16 protein-coding genes are annotated in these 17955 nt (G+C 56.4%); 4 read left to right on the top strand and 12 right to left on the bottom strand.

The window, feature by feature from the left end; genetic code table 11:
- Positions 1–57: 57 nt before the first annotated feature.
- From D1227_RS08335 to D1227_RS08305, 7 genes are all read right to left on the bottom strand, one after another.
- Positions 58–1386 (bottom strand): spinster family MFS transporter, encoded by a 1329-nt coding sequence (locus tag D1227_RS08335; protein ID WP_119404494.1) that lies wholly within the window; start codon positions 1384–1386, stop codon positions 58–60.
- Positions 1387–1390: 4 nt separating this feature from the next.
- Complete coding sequence (locus tag D1227_RS08330; protein WP_119404493.1) at positions 1391–2581, bottom strand: phosphotransferase; 1191 nt, start codon at positions 2579–2581, stop codon at positions 1391–1393.
- A 78-nt stretch (positions 2582–2659) separates the two neighbouring features.
- Positions 2660–5011: a TonB-dependent receptor gene (locus tag D1227_RS08325; protein WP_119404492.1), complete on the bottom strand. Its 2352-nt coding sequence runs from the start codon at positions 5009–5011 to the stop codon at positions 2660–2662.
- A gap of 93 nt (positions 5012–5104) precedes the next feature.
- Positions 5105–6142: a DUF2889 domain-containing protein gene (locus D1227_RS08320; protein WP_119404491.1), complete on the bottom strand. Its 1038-nt coding sequence runs from the start codon at positions 6140–6142 to the stop codon at positions 5105–5107.
- A gap of 5 nt (positions 6143–6147) precedes the next feature.
- A complete protein-coding gene (locus D1227_RS08315; RefSeq protein ID WP_119376132.1) occupies positions 6148–6930 on the bottom strand; it encodes an SDR family NAD(P)-dependent oxidoreductase in 783 nt (260 codons plus the stop codon).
- Between the two features lie 46 nt (positions 6931–6976).
- Complete coding sequence (locus D1227_RS08310) at positions 6977–8449, bottom strand: class I adenylate-forming enzyme family protein (RefSeq protein WP_158586607.1); 1473 nt, start codon at positions 8447–8449, stop codon at positions 6977–6979.
- Between the two features lie 133 nt (positions 8450–8582).
- Positions 8583–9143 carry a TetR/AcrR family transcriptional regulator gene (locus D1227_RS08305; RefSeq protein WP_119404489.1) on the bottom strand — a complete coding sequence of 187 codons (561 nt, stop codon included), beginning with the start codon at positions 9141–9143 and terminating at the stop codon, positions 8583–8585.
- 80 nt (positions 9144–9223) lie between these two features.
- Here D1227_RS08305 and D1227_RS08300 point away from each other — a divergent pair, with 80 nt between their 5' ends.
- From D1227_RS08300 to D1227_RS08285, 4 genes are read left to right on the top strand one after another with little or no spacing between them, the layout of a single operon-like run.
- Positions 9224–10429 carry a cytochrome P450 gene (locus tag D1227_RS08300; RefSeq protein ID WP_119404488.1) on the top strand — a complete coding sequence of 402 codons (1206 nt, stop codon included), beginning with the start codon at positions 9224–9226 and terminating at the stop codon, positions 10427–10429.
- Between the two features lie 29 nt (positions 10430–10458).
- Entirely contained in the window at positions 10459–11922 is a 1464-nt protein-coding gene (locus D1227_RS08295; protein WP_199288316.1) for an aldehyde dehydrogenase family protein, read from the top strand.
- An 11-nt stretch (positions 11923–11933) separates the two neighbouring features.
- Positions 11934–12302 (top strand): hypothetical protein, encoded by a 369-nt coding sequence (locus tag D1227_RS08290; RefSeq protein WP_119404487.1) that lies wholly within the window; start codon positions 11934–11936, stop codon positions 12300–12302.
- Positions 12303–12307: 5 nt separating this feature from the next.
- On the top strand, positions 12308–13093 hold the full coding sequence (locus D1227_RS08285) for an SDR family oxidoreductase (RefSeq protein ID WP_119376127.1): 786 nt from the start codon (positions 12308–12310) through the stop codon (positions 13091–13093).
- Positions 13094–13104: 11 nt separating this feature from the next.
- Here D1227_RS08285 and D1227_RS08280 read toward each other — a convergent pair whose 3' ends face one another.
- The 5 genes from D1227_RS08280 to D1227_RS08260 all read right to left on the bottom strand — a co-directional run bounded on the left by D1227_RS08280 (position 13105) and on the right by D1227_RS08260 (position 17880).
- Positions 13105–13626, bottom strand: a complete 522-nt coding sequence (locus D1227_RS08280) for a hypothetical protein (protein WP_119404486.1) — start codon at positions 13624–13626, stop codon at positions 13105–13107.
- On the bottom strand, positions 13623–14243 hold the full coding sequence (locus D1227_RS08275; protein ID WP_119404485.1) for a hypothetical protein: 621 nt from the start codon (positions 14241–14243) through the stop codon (positions 13623–13625). Before D1227_RS08275 ends, D1227_RS08280 begins: the two co-directional genes overlap by 4 nt.
- 33 nt (positions 14244–14276) lie before the next feature.
- A complete protein-coding gene (locus D1227_RS08270; RefSeq protein WP_119376124.1) occupies positions 14277–15440 on the bottom strand; it encodes an acyl-CoA dehydrogenase family protein in 1164 nt (387 codons plus the stop codon).
- A gap of 96 nt (positions 15441–15536) precedes the next feature.
- Complete coding sequence (locus D1227_RS08265; protein WP_158586606.1) at positions 15537–17075, bottom strand: class I adenylate-forming enzyme family protein; 1539 nt, start codon at positions 17073–17075, stop codon at positions 15537–15539.
- Positions 17065–17880 carry a FadR/GntR family transcriptional regulator gene (locus D1227_RS08260; protein ID WP_119376122.1) on the bottom strand — a complete coding sequence of 272 codons (816 nt, stop codon included), beginning with the start codon at positions 17878–17880 and terminating at the stop codon, positions 17065–17067. The genes D1227_RS08265 and D1227_RS08260 overlap by 11 nt, the downstream gene beginning before the upstream one ends.
- Positions 17881–17955 lie beyond the last annotated feature (75 nt).

Here is a 17955-nt window from a genome sequence, read left to right as displayed (position 1 = left end):
CGATGGACCTGGCCTCGTGGGCCAGGTCCTTTTTTTTGCTCCGATCATAAAGTTTATTCAGATGGCAACTGTCGCGTTCTCTTTTTCTTTAGCCCGCGCGACTGAACGTGCTGCCATGATGCAGGCAAATGCGCCAACGATCAGGCCACTGCTCATCGTCAGCAGAGCATATCGAAGCGAACTTGCGCCGAATGCCTGCGAATAGGCATCACTTAGCGCACCAGCGACTATGAAGCCGAAACCAATGCCAGACAGAATCACGATGGCATTCATCAGCGAATTAATCGTCGCCCGCATGCGAACCGGAACCAGGGTAAATGTCAGGGCAATTGTTGGCGCCATCCATAGTGTCATGGCAAATTTGAGCACGACAAAACATGCTATCGCAGCATAGGCATTAGGCAGGAGGGCAAACCCAGCTGCGAAAGGCACAGCGATCAGCAAGCCGCTGGCGGCAAGAATAGCATTGAAGCGGGGATGCCTGCTGCCATACCGATCCCCAAGCCAACCGGCCGTCAGATTGCCGGATACAAGTCCGGCAAGGATAGCCCAGCCAAACCAGGTGACCTCCTGCATGTTGAAGCCATGCACACGTTGCAGGAAGGACGGCCCCCACATCAGGAACCCGAACCCGGTCATGGGGACGGCTATACAAAGTAATGCGAGCCAGCGAAGCGCGGGGGTTCCTGCAATGATGCGGACAGCTTCGCCAAGAGGTATTGGAGCATCATCCGTCTTGCTCGAAGACGACGCTTCCAATTTCTCCTTCCGGCGTGGCTCCGCCGCGAGGAAATAAACCAGCAAGGCCAGCAGGATGCCCGGAAGACCGATGGCAATAAATGTGTGTCGCCAAGACAGGAACGTTGCCAGCCAAGCCGTCAGGACGACGCCCACAGACAGACCGATCGAGCTCGCCGCCTGGATCGTTCCAAGAACCAGGACTCTTCTGTTGTCTGGGAAGATTTCAGCGGCCAGAGCAACGCCGGCCGGTCCCGACCCGGACTCGCCGACCGCAATTCCCATCCGGGCAATCGCAATGTGCCAAGCGTTTGCAGCAAGACCGCAGGCGGCTGTCGCCAAGCTCCAGAAACCGAGACAGATCGCTATAACCAGAGGCCTGTCCGTGCGATCGGCGATGCGGGCAATCGGAATTGCCGCCAGGGCATAAATGACGCCAAAGACCAGTCCGCCAATGAGACCAAGAACCGTGTCATTCAGCACGAACTCGGTCTTGATATCTTCCATCAGCACAGTGAAAGCCTGCCGGTCGACGTAATTGATAATGGCGACAAGACCGATGAGCGCCAGCGTCAGATTTCGTCGAAAAGGCGATATCGACTTCGCTGCTTCGCTTTGTGGTCGCGCGGGCAAAGGCTGGGTCGCCATATATCTATCCCCCGATCTCTTTTAGGAGATCGCCAAGCAGATCCGCGGTCTGGTGCTCTCTCAGCGCATCTATCATGGTTGTTGCCCGGCGGCGGACCGCAGCATCGGCATGCCCGTACCCGCCTCGCGTATAAGTCTTCATGTGGGCATCCCACGAATCCAGAAGAAACAAGGCATATAGGCGTCGGGCGTAGTCTTCCTCCAGCTTCACGCCGTGGCGCTGCAAGGACATCAGGTAGGATGATATGAGCTTGTCTTCGAACTCTGCCCTTTGATCGCGAGTGAGGGCTGACAAAACAAAGTAAGCAACATCCCTCATTGCGTGCGACCGGAACACAACCTGCCAATCAAACATTCCGGCTTTTCCATCAGGATAGGCGAAACTGTTTCCAAGATGGCTGTCACCATGAATCAACGTCAACGGTTGGCTGTCCCACCAAGCATAGACGTTTCGAAATACCTCTGACCATGTTCCAAGCAGCGCACGAATATCTTCGGGTAGGGCCTGACCAAGATCCGTCTGCAGATAGGCGCTACGGGCCTGCACGAATGAAGCTTCGTGCCATCGCGCGCCGAATTTCAAAGCGCGGGGTCGCACCCATGCAAGGTCGGTTTGAAAACGGTCGGTTTCCCAATATCGCGCGTGCAATTCTGCGAGGGCCTCAAGAACTGCACATGCATGTTCGAATGAACAGTCATGATGCATCCAGTATGGCTTTAGCCCCCTATCCTCAAGTGCCTCAAGTACTAGAATAAAGCGTCCGCCGGCCCAGGATTTCCCGTAAAAGCTCTGCGGCGCGAGATGCGGAATTTCATCGCGCAGCTCGTTGTAAAAGCGCACTTCAGCTTCCGCCATGTGCAGCATTGACAAGGTTTCCCTGAGATAGGGTTGAGAGGGCGTTGCCTTGATGAAGACAGACGCCGGCAATCCAGCGGCACGGCCCTGCGCATTCCAACTTAGATTCCATTGACGCCGGTCGGTCATTCCATCATGACCTTCCTTCTGCACGGCGTTCTCTAACAAGGCCCCGTCGACATTCCCTCCGATCACGTGCCCAAGCCACTCCGAAGAAATCTTTTCGGCCGTGTGAACCTCTTCGATATCAAGAGAGCGAGCATGGGCCGCTGCCATGTCAGCGACCTCCAGTCGATCAAGCGCCTCACGATGGAGCGCTTCTAGTAATTCTGGCGACATGACACAGCTCCCGATCTCAAAGCATGAAGGCGGGGTCTTCAGGCCCCGCCCTCTGTTCCCCCCGAAATTAGCTCCGGGTTACTGTTGGCCGAAACGGTAGGTCGCCGTGATCCCATAGGTCAAAGGCTCGCGCGGGATAACCGACGCATATCCAAGACCGCCGATCAGGAGCGTATTCACGTACGCGTCTTCGTCCGTGAGGTTCTTGCCCCAGACCGTCAGGTCGAACTGGTCCGTCACTGACAGAGTCGCCCGCGCGCCGAGGATGCCGGCTGCTTCGCCGATCGCTACGTCCGTAACCTGCGGCAAGGCCGGATTATTGAATCCGTCATAAGGGGTTTCGCCCTGCCACGAATAGTCGAGACGAGCTGTGAGGTGACCGAACCGGGTTGGTGTTTCGTAGATGCCAGCCAGGGTGAACATCTCCTCCGGGACATAGGTGAAGTTCTCGTTCGAACGATCATTGCCCTGCCCGTCCACGAATTTGTCGTATTCCGGATTGTTCAATGCAGCCGATGCCTGGAACGTGAAATTGTCACTGAGCAACGCCACCAGCTCGGCTTCGATACCCTGATTTGATGCTTCAGCAGCGTTCTCAAGCAATGTATAATTGATGCCCCGACCATCGGTGAAGATTGTTGACCGCTGCAGGTCCTGCACTTCGTTGATATAAGCAGCGACGTTCAGGCGAACGCGCGACTGCATCAAGTCTGCTTTGAACCCGACCTCGACCTCATCCACGATTTCCGGGTCGAAGGGGGCCTGGGTCTCGGTACTCACGGCGCGAAGCTGCTGGCCACCGGCCCGGTACCCGTGACTGAACTTGCCATAGATGAGCCAGTCATCATTCGGACTATAATCCAGCCCGATCATGTAGGGCACCTCTTCAAATTCGTCCGTGCTCTTGGGCGCGACGCAATCTGGCGGTGTCGCGACATCGACAAGACAGAGATTCACAGCTCCGGTGGCCCGGACAACCCGAACGCCCGACGTGGTGATCCCTTTTTCGTCTTGCGCGAAACGCAAGCCAGCGTTGAGGTTAAGCTTGTCAGTCAGCTCGTAGGTACCCTGAACAAAAAGTCCGAGGCTCTGATTGTCGATGTCACCAAAGAAGGTTGTATCGAGTGGATTGAGCGGGGTCAGAGCGATCGTCGTTGACGAATCAGTACCCCCTTCCTCGAAATAGGTTGCGCCGACAACATAGGAGAGACGACCATCAAACGCCTCTCGAGCAAGCTGGACCTCAGCGCTGAACTGATCGAGCTCCTGTGTCAGCGTCGTTGCGTGAACAGGCCAGGGCGAACCATCAAGGTCGAGCTGGTTCTGATTTTCAACTTTCCGGTAGCCCGTAATGAAGGTCACTTCACCAATGTCGGTCGACCACACCGCCTCACCTGTATAGGTCTCGGTACTGATATCGATGAACGGAGCTGCGTTGAGCGCCACCTTGCTCTTGCCTTCGCTTGGCCCGGTCAGGTCAAGATAATTGTCGACCGTAACGAATGGCGTTGGAATGAATGTACTGAGCAGGCGCGGGCCTGGTGTGGGAGGAAATGGATAAGCATAATCGGTGACAAAGACACCTTGCCTGGTATCTGAATCGTACCATTCACCGGAAACGGTAATGTCCAGGTCGTTGCTCGGCTTCCAGCGGGCCTTGATCCGGCCCTGCGTATTGTCACGGTTCTGGTAATCCTGACCGGTCAGCACGTCTTCAACATAGCCATCACGCTGACTAACTTGCAGCGCGCCGCGAACAGCAAACTTGTCCTCAACGATAGGAATATTGACGACTGCAGTTCCGGTCCTCTCACTCAGATTGCCAACACGCCCCTGCAACATGCCGGAGATACCGCCGCTGAGCACCGGATCGTTTGTATTCAGCAGCACAGCACCGCCAGTCGTATTGCGGCCGAACAGCGTCCCTTGGGGCCCTTTCAGAACCTGGACATTCTGAATGTCGAGCAGATCCTGGTTTAGGCCATATGCCCGTGCCCAGTAGAGCCCATCAACGTAAGTGCCGATGGACGGCTCCAGTGTCGCCAGAACGTCGTTCTGGACTTGTCCGCGAATGGAGAGAGCGAAGGAGCTTGGATTGGCTGTACCCGGCACAGTTGCGAAACCGGGGGTGAAGGCGGCAACATCCGAGAACTCGACAGCCCCTTGAGCCTCAAGCTCCGCCCCATCAAATGCCGTAACAGCGACGGGCACATCCTGGAGGTTTTCTTCGACTTTCCGCGCATTGACCGTAACCGTGCCCAGCCGGCGCGTCTCTTCGGGCGCACCATCGTCGCCTTCTTGAGCATGAGCTGGCGCAAGCGAGACAGTTGACGCCAGAACGGCCAGCGACGCACTGCCAAGCCATATTCTCAGATTTCTCCGCCCGGAACCGGCGCAAAATTCAACTGCAGTGTTTTGTTTAAAAGACATATTTTCCTCCCATGGGTCAGATCAATTGCCCGACCTTCACTACTTGTATAACTAGGTGTACCCTGCAAAACAAGACGCAACGTCAAGCAGGCATCAGTTTTCTTGTTTCGGCTGCGCTTTTTCGATCACACTTATTGCACGCGGAATATCGGCCAGGGCCCTCAGGACATCATTGAGATGCGTGCAGCCGAGTGTGCCGGGAAGGGTCTCGATCACGTCCCGACGAAAAGCGCTTATTCGCTTGCCGAGCAAACGTTCCGTATGCCCCACAGCTCCTGAACATTCTGCATAGGGCAGAATTCTTGGGTCGGCTTCGAGGCTCGTCAGTATGAGATCCTGAGGGTCTATCAGCGCATCAACCCGGTATTCGTGGACTGCAACGCGCCCTCCGCCTGGATCGGTAGCGCTGTCCTGAAACCCTGTTTGGACCGCAATGCCGACACTGGTAGCCGACACATCCAACCAACGCGCCCGCCGCATGCCAACACCGGTCTGCCGCGGACAGACATGCAGGCCATCATGGTCGTCAGGGTTTCTCAGGTCGGGAACAGGCGCGGAGGACTGTATGTCATGTCGGGGCGTACCCTCTTCCGTCAACGATCCGGCACCCGGCCGAAAGCCAGCGCAGATACCAACCATTTTGGGCAATTTCGGCCTATCTGAAGACGAGCGCGATTCCGCCCACAGGTCAGTCCATCTTGACCAAGCCCAACCCGCAACCAGGCTCGCTCCTGCGAAATCGTCGAGCAGCTGATAGATAACTTTCCCATCAGCCTGTTGCTCGGCGAGCGCTTCGGCGAGCAGGGCGCGCGAGTGCCCGCCGGCACGAGCCCCGACGAGCTGTTCAAAGCAACCAACAAGCGGGTCGCACGCTATTTCCAGTATCTCTCGACGCGGCGATGCAGTGATGTCGAAGCGAGCTTCGTCGATCACTTCAAAGCTCGTGGCATCCGATCCCGTGAAAATGTCGCGGCCCAGCCCGACCATCTTCATTGGTCCTTGCCGCCCCTCCGGCCAGCTGGTGTCGATCGATGTCGTGCGCCTGAAGGAGTTTGCCGACCTTGCGGGAATATGACCGCCGGGCGAACGAGGAGCTTGAGAAACCGTATCGGGCAAGTTTTTTTCTTCCATCAGCCTTATCTTGGTGCCATGCGAATGGCGCCATCCAGCCTAATGGTCTGGCCGTTGAAGTATGAGTTGCGAACGAATTCCATGACCAGCGACGCAAACTCTTCCGGATGCCCCAGTCGCTTGGGAAACGGAACTGAAGCCGCAAGCGATTCAAGCACCTTCTCCGGCACCCCGAGCATGGGCGGAGTGCGGAAAATACCCGGCATGATGGAGTTGATCCGAATACCTTCATTCATGAGATCGCGAGCGATTGGCAAGACGAGGCCATTAATCCCAGCCTTTGCCGCAGCATAAGCCACCTGCCCGATCTGTCCGTCTTGCGCAGCGACAGATGCTGTCAGCGTAATGACGCCGCGCTCCCCATCCTCAAGAGGCTCAAGAGTTGCCATGCCGGCGGCGGTCATCGCCGCGCATCTGAAGGACGCTACTGTGTTCAGCTTGATAACCTGTTCAAACCTGTCTGTTGGACACCGCTTGATCGCGCCGGTTTCCTTGTCCCGTGAGATGATCTTGCCAGCATTACCGCCACCGGCGCATCCGACGAAGATCCGCTCCTGACCGTTGGCAGCACGCGCCTTTTCGAAGCCGGCTTCACAGCTGGCTTCGTCCATGACGTTCACCTCACAGAAGACAGCGCCGATTTCTTCGGCGGCAGCCATGCCTTTCTCGGCATCGATGTCGAAAATAGCGACTTTCAGGCCCGCATTCCTCAACGCTCTGGCCGTGGCATTTCCAAGCCCGGACGCCCCACCCGTCACAATAGCAGCCGTGTTTTGATCGACCTTCATTCAGCAGATCTCCTCGTTCACATTTCTCCAGTTATATAACTAGGTGCTACTTTTCGGAGTGGGACGCAAACAATTTCTTGAGCGGCAACGTGGCAGGCTTCATGCTTGGCGTTCGAGGAATGTCATCGACGATGCGGTAGTGAACAGGCACCTGATAGGGAACCAGGCGCTCGCGCAGATAAGCGCGCATGTCGTCACTCTTCAGCGCCTCGGCCCCATCTTTCAGGATAATGGCTGCGGCAGGCACCTCGCCGAGACGTTCGTCAGGGACTCCGACAATTGCTGCTTCGCGAACTGCTGGGTGAGACTCTATCGCCCTGACAATGTCATCCGGATGAACCTTGAAGCCACCGCGAATAATCGCATTGTCAGCGCGCCCTCTGATGAAAAGAAATCTGTCTTCATCAATCACTGCCCGGTCCGTGGTCCGCAGCCAGGACTCGCCCGTCCCGAGCTGGGCCCCTTTGAGTTCCAGCACACCCTCTTGCCCATCTGGCAGGATCTTCCCTGATTCAGGCTCAACAATCCGAGCTTGCAAGCTCGAATGAAGCCGTCCGGCAGCGCCCTTCTTGTCTCTCCAATGGGCCTTGAAATCAGGAAGAGACCAGGCGGCTACGGCGCCTGCGAACTCCGTTGCCCCATAATTAGAAAGGACCGGAACCCCATATTTTTCGAGAAAGGTATCCACGACATCCGGCGATAAAGGCGCCGTTCCACTGATGATCGCCGACAGGCTTGAGAAGTGCTCCCGTGGGAGGTCTGCTTCAATCAGCATTCTGAGCGCGGCTGGTACGGCCGGGGCCACTTTGGGCCTATGACGGGTCACGGCCCGAACCCAGTTTTCCACTGAAAAGCGTTCAACCAGGCAAATCCTCCGGCCCGCCATCAGAGCCCCAATGACACCATAAATGCCACCGATGTGGGTTACCGGATTCAGTATCAGTGTCGTTGAAGAGCGAAGCTTGACCTCTTCATCAGGATCGCGGCTTTTGTCATGGCTCGCAATTGCAGCGAAGCTTGCGTCGAAGGCCGATCGGCTGAGGGGGACGCGTTTTGGTTTGCCAGTGGTCCCGCTTGTCAGCATTTCAATTGCGACATCCCCATTAGAACCAGCTGCCGCATTTCGACCAGTGCGCGCCAGCTTCACCGTCTCGAGGTCTGGAGCAATCTCAATTACGCTAGCATCGAGAAGATCGATCGCAGCCTGAACGCCCACCCGCTCGAGATCTGACGGCTCGCCAATAACAAGTGGAATATCAAGCGCCTGAATATCAGGACCCAGAGTTTCATCCGGATAAACCGGATTAAGAGTGACGAGACAACGATCCGACGCGAGCACCGCGAGTATGGAGGCAACATGACCTGGTCGGTTGTGCAGCAACGCACCAATCCGCGCGCCTTGCGGGAGACCCAGTTCTGCAAAGATCACCTCAATGTCGTCGACTCGGGAAGCAAGTTTCCCCCAATCAATCCATTTTTCATTGAAGTCGATTGCCTTCGCGGCGTGATCAAGTGCCATGACCCGCCTCAGTCTCTCGGTTATCACCGCCATATCTTACGTCTCCTGCCCTCGTACTACCAGCCTACACCTATATGACCTAGTAATCGAGCTATATGACAGGAAACATCGATGCCCGCGCGCGGACCGAAGGCTAGCCATTGTCTATCGCGGACTGAAAACAATTGGCGAGCCACTGTCTTGTCGCTGGATCAAGCGGGCCGGTCATCGACGCGAGCGGCAACAGACTTCGATAGATAAAGAAGCCCGAAGCCACCATCATGACCCGGGCCGCGCGCGTTTCAGCATCATCTTCTCCGAGCCACGCCGATAGCGGCACGACAATCCGATCCTGCAACAAACGCAAAGCCATGGACTGCAGGCCCGCTTCGGCCGTCGAAAATATCAACATTGACAGGGGATTCACCCGACCTCGATCGGGGCTTAAAAAGGCGCTGACCACCTGCTCGCCGAATGATTCACGCGATGCGGGCATGAGTGGACCAGCATCAAGTGAAGCTTCTAGCGCCGCTTCGAAGAGTTTTTCCTTCGATCCAAAATAACGGCTGACAAGGGCGGGATTGGCTCCCGCCTTAGCAGTAATCTCCTTGAGTGATGCCTCTGCATAGGGCCGTCGTGAAAATATTTCCTGCGCGGCAGAAAGGATGGACTGGCGTGTCCGCTCAGGATTCCGCCGCCTGACACTGTCTTCCATGTTTGACCTGGTTAGATACCTATTGACCCGCAAGTAAATCTGAATTTACTTAATGGCACAAGAACGGAAGGGAGAACAAGATGGGCGCGATGCCAGAATCCGACATTCCTGAGCATGTCCCGCGAGAGAGGGTCGTCGAGTTCGATTTCTATAATGACGCACGCATCCAGAAGGACATTCATGATGGTCTGATTGCGTTGCGATCTGAAGCGCCCGGCCTGTTCTGGACCCCTTTCAATGGCGGACACTGGGTCGTTCTGGATACGAGCGCGATCTCGACTGTGCTTCGGACGCCGAAAGTGTTCTCAAGCCGTCAGCTTCAGATTCCACCTCGGCAGAACGCCCCAGTCATGATCCCGGAATCGCTCGATCCCCCTGAGCATTTGCTCTACAGACGCCTCATGATGAGCTGGTTTGAACCGCGCCAGATTGCGCATCTCAAATCTCGCGTCGATCACTGGACCAAACATTTCGTTGCAAACGTAAAGGACAAGGGCGGATGCGAATTCGTCGAGGCTGTCGCCTCCCGCATACCTGTTACGGTTTTCATGGAGTTCGTTGGCTTTCCACTCGACCGACATGAAGACTTTCGAAGTCTGATTGACGGCATGTTCAGGTCCAGCTCACCGGAAGAGTCACAGACCTATGCCATGAAGATCATGGGCGAGCTGCAGACCCTGATTTCGGCGCGCATGGACAAGCGCGAGGATGACCTTCTATCTCGCCTCATCGACGCAGACTTTGAGGGCCGCAAACTCACATTCGAGGAGCTGATGTCGATCGGCTTCCTGCTGTTTCTCGCAGGGCTCGATACGGTGACCAATGCGATGTCATTCGGCACGCGCCATCTCGCCCGATATCCAGACTTCCAGACACAGCTTCGCGCCCATCCTGAACGATGCGCCGAAGCAGCTGAGGAGCTGCTGCGCCGGTATACATTTCCGAACCTGCCAAGGCAGGTCGCCAAAGATACAGAACTCGATGGCGTCGCGCTCAAAGCTGGCGAAATGGTTCTTTGCGTCATCGCCATGGCCGGTCTCGACGAGTCGCTCAACCCAAACGCCACGGACGTCAGGCTGGATCGCGAAAAGCGCAACCATTTCGCATTCGGGTATGGCGGGCATACCTGTCTCGGCCGCCACCTGGCGAAAATGGAGCTTGAAGCTTTCTACCGGCATTGGCTCGCCGAAATTCCACCCTTTCGGATCGATTCCTCAAAGCCACCAAGCGGCGTTCGAGGCGGATCCGTTATGGGTCTCTCATCACTACACCTGACCTGGTCCTGAACCTAAACCCCATCATAGAAGAAACACCCATGCCCGACATAACCGCCCTGGCTCCGATAAAACTGCGCATCGGCCACACTGACATAGAAGAAGGCTCTGGTGGCACTTATCAACACCTCAATCCGGTGACACAAGACGTGCAGGCTTCGTTCCCGCTTGCCGGGAAAAAGGAGATTGACGAAGCAGTAGCAAAGGCGGAGACGGCCCGCGAAGCTTGGCGAACGACGCCCCCCGAAGTGCGCCGGGACATTTTGTTCAGGCTCGCGGATCTCATCGAACAGAACGCCGAGGCCTTTGCACAGCGCGGCGCGATCGATGGCGGCACACCGCTTATCAACGGGTTACGGATGGTGGAAACATCGGTGGCTTGGGCCAGGTATTATGCTGGCTGGTGTGACAAGCTTTCAGGCGAACTCATCTCCACGCTCGATACAAGGGGTGAGTTTTCCTACACAGTGCCCGAGCCAAAGGGCATTGTCGGCATCATCATTACCTGGAATGGCCCCCTCATTTCGCTCTGCATGAAAGTTGTCCCCGCCTTGGCTGCAGGTAATTGCTGTGTGGTCAAACCGGCGGAACTGACGCCGTTTGCACCTGATCTGTTTGCAACGCTCTGCCGCGAGGCCGGCATTCCAGATGGCGTTGTCTCAATCCTGCCCGGCACAGGCGAAGCCGGACAGGCGCTGGTTGCGCATCCGAAAGTAGCGCTGATCTCGTTCACCGGTGGTCCGATCACGGCACGGAAGATCATGGCGACCTGCGCCGAGCACATCAAACCGTCGATAATGGAATTGGGTGGCAAATCCGCCTCACTGCTATTTCCAGACGTTGACATCTCGGCAGCTTGTCAGCGCGCCATCTTCTGGACGATTGGCATTATGGCTGGCCAAGGATGCGCGCTGCCAACCCGTCTGCTCGTCCACGAGGACGTCTTTGACGAAACCGTTGAAAAGCTCAAGGCGATTGCGTCTGGGTTCAAGGTCGGCGACCCTTTTGAAGAGGGCGTCTTGGTCGGCCCTGTGATCAACACCGCTGCCCGGGACCGCATCATGGGCATGCTCGAACGGGTCAAGTCGAATAGCGACGGAAACATTGTCTTGGGAGGAAACCTTTGCGGCGGCCCACTTGCCGGGGGCAACTTCATTGAGCCCACAATCATCGTTGACGCTCCACTGGATAGCGAGATTTCCCAGCAGGAAATCTTCGGGCCAGTCTTGCTGGTGAACCGTTTCAAAGATGAGGACGAGGCAGTGGAAATGGCCAATGCAACGGCTTATGGACTGGCCGCCTATATCCAGACCAATGACCTGAAAAGAGCCCATCGTCTCTCGGAAAGACTCGTTGCGGGGGGCGTCTACATCAATGGCGCGACCCAGATCAATCCACACACACCATTCGGCGGCGTCGGTATTTCCGGTTTTGGAAAGGAAGGCGGCCGCGCCGGGATTGATGCTTACCTCCACTACAAGACCGTAACGATAGCCAACAACTAGGGCACCCTTATATGATCAAGCCCACCGCTGTTCATGCTGTGCGTTTCTTGTCGGCAATAGCCTGGCTGCTGACTGCCTTCATGACCGTCCGTGCAATAAGTCAAGCCGGACTATCGGGAGCCGGAGCGCTCTTTTTCGGCGACTTTGTCCATCCATGGCGCGGCCAGTTTAATCTGGATTTCGCATGGCATCTGGTCTTCATGGCTGCCTGGGTTGCGTGGCGTGAAACTGCTTCCGTGAAGCGTATTGTTTTTGGGCTGGCCTGTATCTTCCTTGGGGGCCTCTTTTCGTTCGCCTACATTTTCGCCGCATCTTTTGCGCCAAACGCCTCGATCCGTCGCTTGCTCTTCGGACCTCCCCTCACCACAAACAAAGGATAGCCGATATGGCATTTTCACTCGATCAATTCCGTGTCGACGGGCAGGTCGCCATCGTCACTGGCGCTGGCGGGCGCGGCAATTCAATTGGCCGGGCATATGCACTTGGCCTTGCCAGTGCTGGCGCGAAAGTCGTCGTCGCAGACCTTAACAAAGAAGGTGCGGCAAAGGTCGCCGACGAGATCAGGCAATCGGGTGGAGAGGCGATTTCGGTTCAGGTCGACATTACTGATCGATCCAGCGTGAACGCCATGGTGGCAGAGACCACGGCCGCATTCAGTGGGGTCGATATCCTCGTGAACAATGCCGCCCTCATGGTCGAAATTGTTTCCAAACCGGCCATTCAGATCGATCTTGAATCGTGGAACAAGGCGATTGCGGTCAATCTCACAGGGGCGCTCAACTGCTCTCAGGCAGTCGCGCCGCTTATGGCTGAACGCGGTGGCGGACGCATAGTTAACCAGGTTTCCGGCGGTGCGTTTCCCGCACAAACAGTGTATGGAATCACAAAGATCGCACTCGTTGGACTGACAACCACGCTGTCGCGGGAGCTGGGCAGCCAGAAGATCGCCGTCAACGCCATCGCGCCTGGCAATACCATGTCGGACGCGGGCGCGACCCTGACGCCTGAGGATTCGCCCTTTGTGAAGATGCTTGAAGGTATGGTGACGTTGCGACTGCGCGGTGAACCCGACGAACTGGTCGGTGCACTTCTTCTGCTTGTTTCTCCGGCCGGCGGCTGGATTTCCGGACAGGTCTTACACGTCGATGGCGGCTGGATCCTGCGCCCCTGACATGAATTGGCCTATGGATGCCCTTGCTGAGAATCCGAGCGATCTACGCCGAGACAAGCCCCATAAACATACGCGGCGTAGTCGCTGGCGAGATAGGCCGCGAGCGCACCGAGCGCACGTAGCTTCTTAAGCGGCCCACCGTACGCATAATTGGTCGCGATCGCATTTGCTCTAAGCCTTGGGCCCGACAGTTCAACAAGCGCCTGCCTTGCATCCGTCCCGGCAGGCTCGAGCAGCAAGAATGCACCATTCAGCTCCCTGTTCTCGAGATAAACCGTAAACGCCTTGCCATATGCGGTTGCAGCAACATCCTGGCCGCCAGATGCATGCAGGACGATGGTGACCGGGTCCCTGGCCGCCTTTTCGGCAGCTTCAATTGCGCCAAGCGCGGCGGCCGGGTCTGACGTGATGGGTCCTCGCGCGATCGTTGCGCCGGCCGCCGCTAACTCATGGGCGGCTGCCTCAACCCCATCTCCATGACCAACGACAACGCACACAGGATCATCAAGCCAGCTCGGAACTGTGCGGCTCATACCATTCCCCCATCAAGCCTTAGCCTTTGACCATCGATCTCACGGGCATAGGGAGAACAGAAAAAGGCAACGGCCCATCCGAGCTCGAAGGTCCCGCCGGCCCGGCCCACCAGACCTTCCGCGCCTCGGCATAGATCAACCTCAATATGATTTATCCGAAATTGTCTCGTCCCGTTTGTAACCTGGTCCGATTTACTAGGAGACGAGATGATCACACAGTTTCGCATCATTCCCGGATCGGACGGAACCCCTTCAAAAGCCTTGAGGAATGCCGAAAGCACTTTGTCATCGACGTTAACTGAAACCATGTGGTTTATGGGTCCCAAGTCCCCGGCGGCCTTCCTGAGAAGGCTACTTGGATCTGCTGCCCAGGCTGCCTCGAGGCTCTTTCGGCCATGCCCGGCCGCAATGCCCGAAACCCGTTTTGCGGCCGGTAGGTCGGGCCCGACTGCGGCGACCGATGCGCCTACAGATGCGAACGCATCGGCAATAGCCTGGGCGCTTTCGCTTCCGTCAGACAGGATCATCACAACGTCTTCGGAAAAGACCGCATCTGGCAGAAAATTGCGGTCCGGCCCAAAAGCGGGCGGGTCAAGTTTAAGCACATGTTCGCTCATCGCTTCCGGTCTCCCTTTGCTGGAATTTCGTCTTTAAAGTCCGCGCGCGATCAACACTTTCATGATCTCATTCGACCCGCCGTATATTTTCTGGATTCGGGAATTTCTGAACTGGCGAGCGATGGGGTATTCGTTGACATAACCATAGCCGCCGTGGAGCTGTAGGCATTCGTCAACGACCTCCCACTCGGTATCGGTCACCCACATCTTGGCGATGGCCGAGGTATCATTGTCGAGCGTGCCGGCGATTGCTTTCTCGATGCAATCATTCACGAAGGTTCGCGCTACGACCGCTTTCGCCTTGCAGTCGGCAAGCTTGAATTGCGTGTTCTGAAAGTCAAACACAGGCTGGCCGAACGCCTTGCGCTCCTTTGTGTAATCAATCGTCCAGTTGATCGCCTTTTCCATGGAAATCACGGAATTCACAGCAATGATGAGCCGCTCTCTCGGCAACTCGGCCATGAGCTGGAAGAAGCCCTTTCCTTCTTCCCCACCAAGTAGGTTATCAGCCGGAACGAAAACGTCGTCGAAGAAGAGCTCCGACGTATCCTGTGCTTCGTGACCAATCTTGTCGAGTTTCTTGCCCCGACGGAATCCTTCCAAGCCTTCGGTTTCGATGACCAGGAGCGAGACGCCACGCGCTCCTTTTGTCGGGTCGGTCTTGCAGACAACAACGATAAAGTCAGCAATCTGTCCGTTTGAAATGAACGTCTTTGATCCATTCAACCTGTAGCCATTCCCATCACGAACAGCCGTGGTTCGAATGGCCTGCAGGTCAGAGCCGGCGCCCGGTTCACTCATGGCGATCGCGCATACCCGGTCACCGGAAACGAGTTTCGGAAGCCAGCGTTCCTTTTGCTCTTTTGTGCCGTGGAGCTGGATATAGGGCGTGACGATGACGTTATGCAAAGTAATTGCAAACCCTTCCAGACCTAGGCGCTGGCAGGTCTCGCACAGGACGATATCATGGCGAAAGTCTCCGCCAGGTCCACCATATTCCTCGGGCACGCTAACGCCCAGAAAGCCGGCTTCTCCCACCTCTTTCCAGAATTCACGCTCGACCTGCCCATCCTCGACCCATTTGGACACGCGTTCCGGGGGCGCAGCGCGAGAAAAGAACTTCTGAGCTGCGTCTGCGAACATGCGGATTTCCTCATCCTGCATGAACGCGGCCTCGGGGAGTTTGAGATCGCTCATTCCGGTATCGCCTTCCTATCGCATCTATCGCGGCGGCGCCGCGACCAGCTCAATAGAAAGCACACCTAGTTAAATAACTCAATGCGCAAGGTAGCGTTAGTAGCGACGATTGCGCAGCTCGACCTTGAGCACCTTGCCGTTGTCATTGCGAGGCAACGAATCGATTATCTCAAGAAATTCTGGAATTTTCTGGGAAGCTACGCCTTGCGCACGGTAATGGGCCTGCATTGCGTCCAAATTCATAGTCTCGCCGCTCTCCATCTCGACAAAAAGTTTGATGCGCTCGCCCAGACGGTCATCGGGGACAGCAACCGCCGCCGAATCGCGAACTCCTGATATCAACCGAGCGACATCCTCGACATCACGAGACGAGATATTCTCACCGCCCCTAATGATAATGTCCTTCTTTCGGTCAGTGATCAGAAGGAATCCATCCTCGTCCAGACGACCTACATCGCCGGTGCGATACCATCCCCCCGGAAGAAAGGCCTGCTTGTCGAGGTCCTTGTCCAGATAACCCAGGAAGCGTTCGGGCCCTCGCGTGAGGATTTCCCCGGGCTCGCCAACAGGCAAATCACTTCCAGCCTCGTCGACGATCCGGATTTCGTTTCCGTGCATTGGGCGGCCTTCGGTGTGGAGGCGCTTTTCCAGCGGGTCATCATTAGCCGCCATCGTCACGGTCGGATGCTCACTGGACCCGTATGAGTGAACCGTCACAATCCCTCTATCCTCGCACGCCTGGACCAGCGCAGCAGGCACAGGCGCCGCGCCAAGGACGTAGCTTTGAAGACTGGACAAGCTACGCCCATCCTCTTCTGCCGCGTCAAGCAAGCCAGCCATGTGGAACGGCGTACCGGACGATGTGGTCGCCTTGTGCGTCTCAATCAGCCTGGCGGCTTCCGCTGCGTCCCATTTCTCCATGACAATGAGCGGCGTACCGGAAACCAGAAAGCGCAGCATTTGCAAAGCGCCTGCGACGTGTCCGGGCGGCCAGGGGCAGAGGATAGTCTCGTTGGAAATGTCTGCGCGAGCAGCTTTTTGGGCTTCAATCTCGCCAAGCAATGTGGACGCAGAATGAAGGACGCCTTTCGGAGCCGATGTCGTACCCGATGTGAAGACCATGAAAGCAACGTCGCGACTCGACGTTTCTGCAGGCGTCGTTCCTGCGCTTTCGCTTTCTTCGAGCGCATGCCAACTGCTGGGAGCGGAAGGGTCGACGAGGAAACGGTGATTCAGCGCCGGCAAGTCTCCGCAATCTTCGAGGAGACGCGCATAATCGACGCCCCGATAGCTTGTAGGTGTCACGATGACGGATGCCCGCGACTGGCGAAGGATGAAGCTCAATTCCCGGGTCTTGTAGATTGTCGAAACCGGCATGAACACCGCTCCGGCATAGCTTGCCCCGATAAAGGCCGTCAGCCATTCAGGCCAGCCTGGAAGCATGGTGGCGACCACGTCTCCCTTGCCAATTCCCATGGATTGCAGGGCCCGGCCGACACGGCAGCCCTTCCGGTAGATGTCGACAAGCATCATCACGCGTTCGCCGGCATCGGGTGAATGGAACCGGACCACGGCCTCCGGTTGCTTTTCAGCCGCTACCGCAAAAGCGTTTATAAAGCCCCGGTCAGTAGGCATTAATGGCATCGACGACGCGTTCGCCTTCGCCAGCTCTCGCCCAAGATGCGTGAGCGTTCTTCAGGTGCAGTCGCCAATGCGCCACGGCAGCCTCTTCTTCTTTGTCAGCAATCAGCTTGATAAGCTTGCGATAGGATTTGATCGCACTGTTAAGCCGCTTCTTACGCGCGTCCTTTTCAATGGGGTCACGTCGCATAAGGTCTGCTTTATGGTTGGCCATCAAATCCTGAAGCAGCTGCGTGATCAGGGTAAGAGTCTTGTTCCCTGTCAGCTTCACAAGCAGGCTGTGGAATTCCGCAACGCCTTTAGTAAAGGCGTCTATCCGTTCGTCCTCAATGAGGGTGACAAGGTATTCGCAATGCTCACTGAGGGCCGTCACAGCAGCCTTATTGTTTCGCATCCGGCAAAGGCTTCGTACCGTGAACGGCTCGATTGCCATCTGTGATGCGTAAAGATCTGCAATTGTTGTGCCCTGAGATTGAAGGATATAGCCTGCGTATCGTGCAGCAACTTCGACTTGAGGCTGATGGACTTGCGCGCCTGATCTGGAACCACGAGTTACGCTGATGAAGTTCTCAGCTTCCAGTATACGATAAGCCTCTCGCAGAGTCGGACGTGAAACGCCGAGTGTTTCCATGAGCTGCCCTTCAGGCGGCAGCGTATCACCTTCCACAAGTTCACCTCTGACGATTTGCGCCCGGATCTGGTCAGCAACGACTTCCGATGTCTTGGGTGTGCGAATACGCGGGGTTGTCCCTTTCCGGGCTCCGGTACGGCTACTTACTGCAGTCGTCTTGGTGACCATGTCTCAATTCCTTCCGCCATACCTGTCTATTAAGCAGCGCTCTTTCCGCTTTGTGACATAATATATATAACTAGG

Origin of the sequence: Henriciella mobilis (assembly GCF_003576315.1) — a bacterium.
Taxonomy (GTDB): Bacteria; Pseudomonadota; Alphaproteobacteria; order Caulobacterales; family Hyphomonadaceae; genus Henriciella; species Henriciella mobilis.
The sequence above is the reverse complement of the archived record's forward strand: the minus strand, read 5'-3'. Positions and strand labels throughout refer to the sequence as shown.

Bases quoted from the DNA above. Each gene is read 5' to 3' on its own strand.
- D1227_RS08335 (WP_119404494.1), bottom strand. From the start codon at position 1,386: ATGGCGACCCAGCCTTTGCCCGCGCGACCACAAAGCGAAGCAGCGAAG.
- D1227_RS08280 (WP_119404486.1), bottom strand. From the start codon at position 13,626: ATGAGCCGCACAGTTCCGAGCTGGCTTGATGATCCTGTGTGCGTTGTC.
- D1227_RS08320 (WP_119404491.1), bottom strand. From the start codon at position 6,142: ATGGAAGAAAAAAACTTGCCCGATACGGTTTCTCAAGCTCCTCGTTCG.
- D1227_RS08295 (WP_199288316.1), top strand. From the start codon at position 10,459: ATGCCCGACATAACCGCCCTGGCTCCGATAAAACTGCGCATCGGCCAC.
- D1227_RS08300 (WP_119404488.1), top strand. From the start codon at position 9,224: ATGGGCGCGATGCCAGAATCCGACATTCCTGAGCATGTCCCGCGAGAG.
- D1227_RS08315 (WP_119376132.1), bottom strand. From the start codon at position 6,930: ATGAAGGTCGATCAAAACACGGCTGCTATTGTGACGGGTGGGGCGTCC.
- D1227_RS08330 (WP_119404493.1), bottom strand. From the start codon at position 2,581: ATGTCGCCAGAATTACTAGAAGCGCTCCATCGTGAGGCGCTTGATCGA.
- D1227_RS08260 (WP_119376122.1), bottom strand. From the start codon at position 17,880: ATGGTCACCAAGACGACTGCAGTAAGTAGCCGTACCGGAGCCCGGAAA.
- D1227_RS08310 (WP_158586607.1), bottom strand. From the start codon at position 8,449: ATGGCACTTGATCACGCCGCGAAGGCAATCGACTTCAATGAAAAATGG.
- D1227_RS08285 (WP_119376127.1), top strand. From the start codon at position 12,308: ATGGCATTTTCACTCGATCAATTCCGTGTCGACGGGCAGGTCGCCATC.
- D1227_RS08325 (WP_119404492.1), bottom strand. From the start codon at position 5,011: ATGTCTTTTAAACAAAACACTGCAGTTGAATTTTGCGCCGGTTCCGGG.
- D1227_RS08265 (WP_158586606.1), bottom strand. From the start codon at position 17,075: ATGCCTACTGACCGGGGCTTTATAAACGCTTTTGCGGTAGCGGCTGAA.
- D1227_RS08275 (WP_119404485.1), bottom strand. From the start codon at position 14,243: ATGAGCGAACATGTGCTTAAACTTGACCCGCCCGCTTTTGGGCCGGAC.
- D1227_RS08270 (WP_119376124.1), bottom strand. From the start codon at position 15,440: ATGAGCGATCTCAAACTCCCCGAGGCCGCGTTCATGCAGGATGAGGAA.
- D1227_RS08305 (WP_119404489.1), bottom strand. From the start codon at position 9,143: ATGGAAGACAGTGTCAGGCGGCGGAATCCTGAGCGGACACGCCAGTCC.
- D1227_RS08290 (WP_119404487.1), top strand. From the start codon at position 11,934: ATGATCAAGCCCACCGCTGTTCATGCTGTGCGTTTCTTGTCGGCAATA.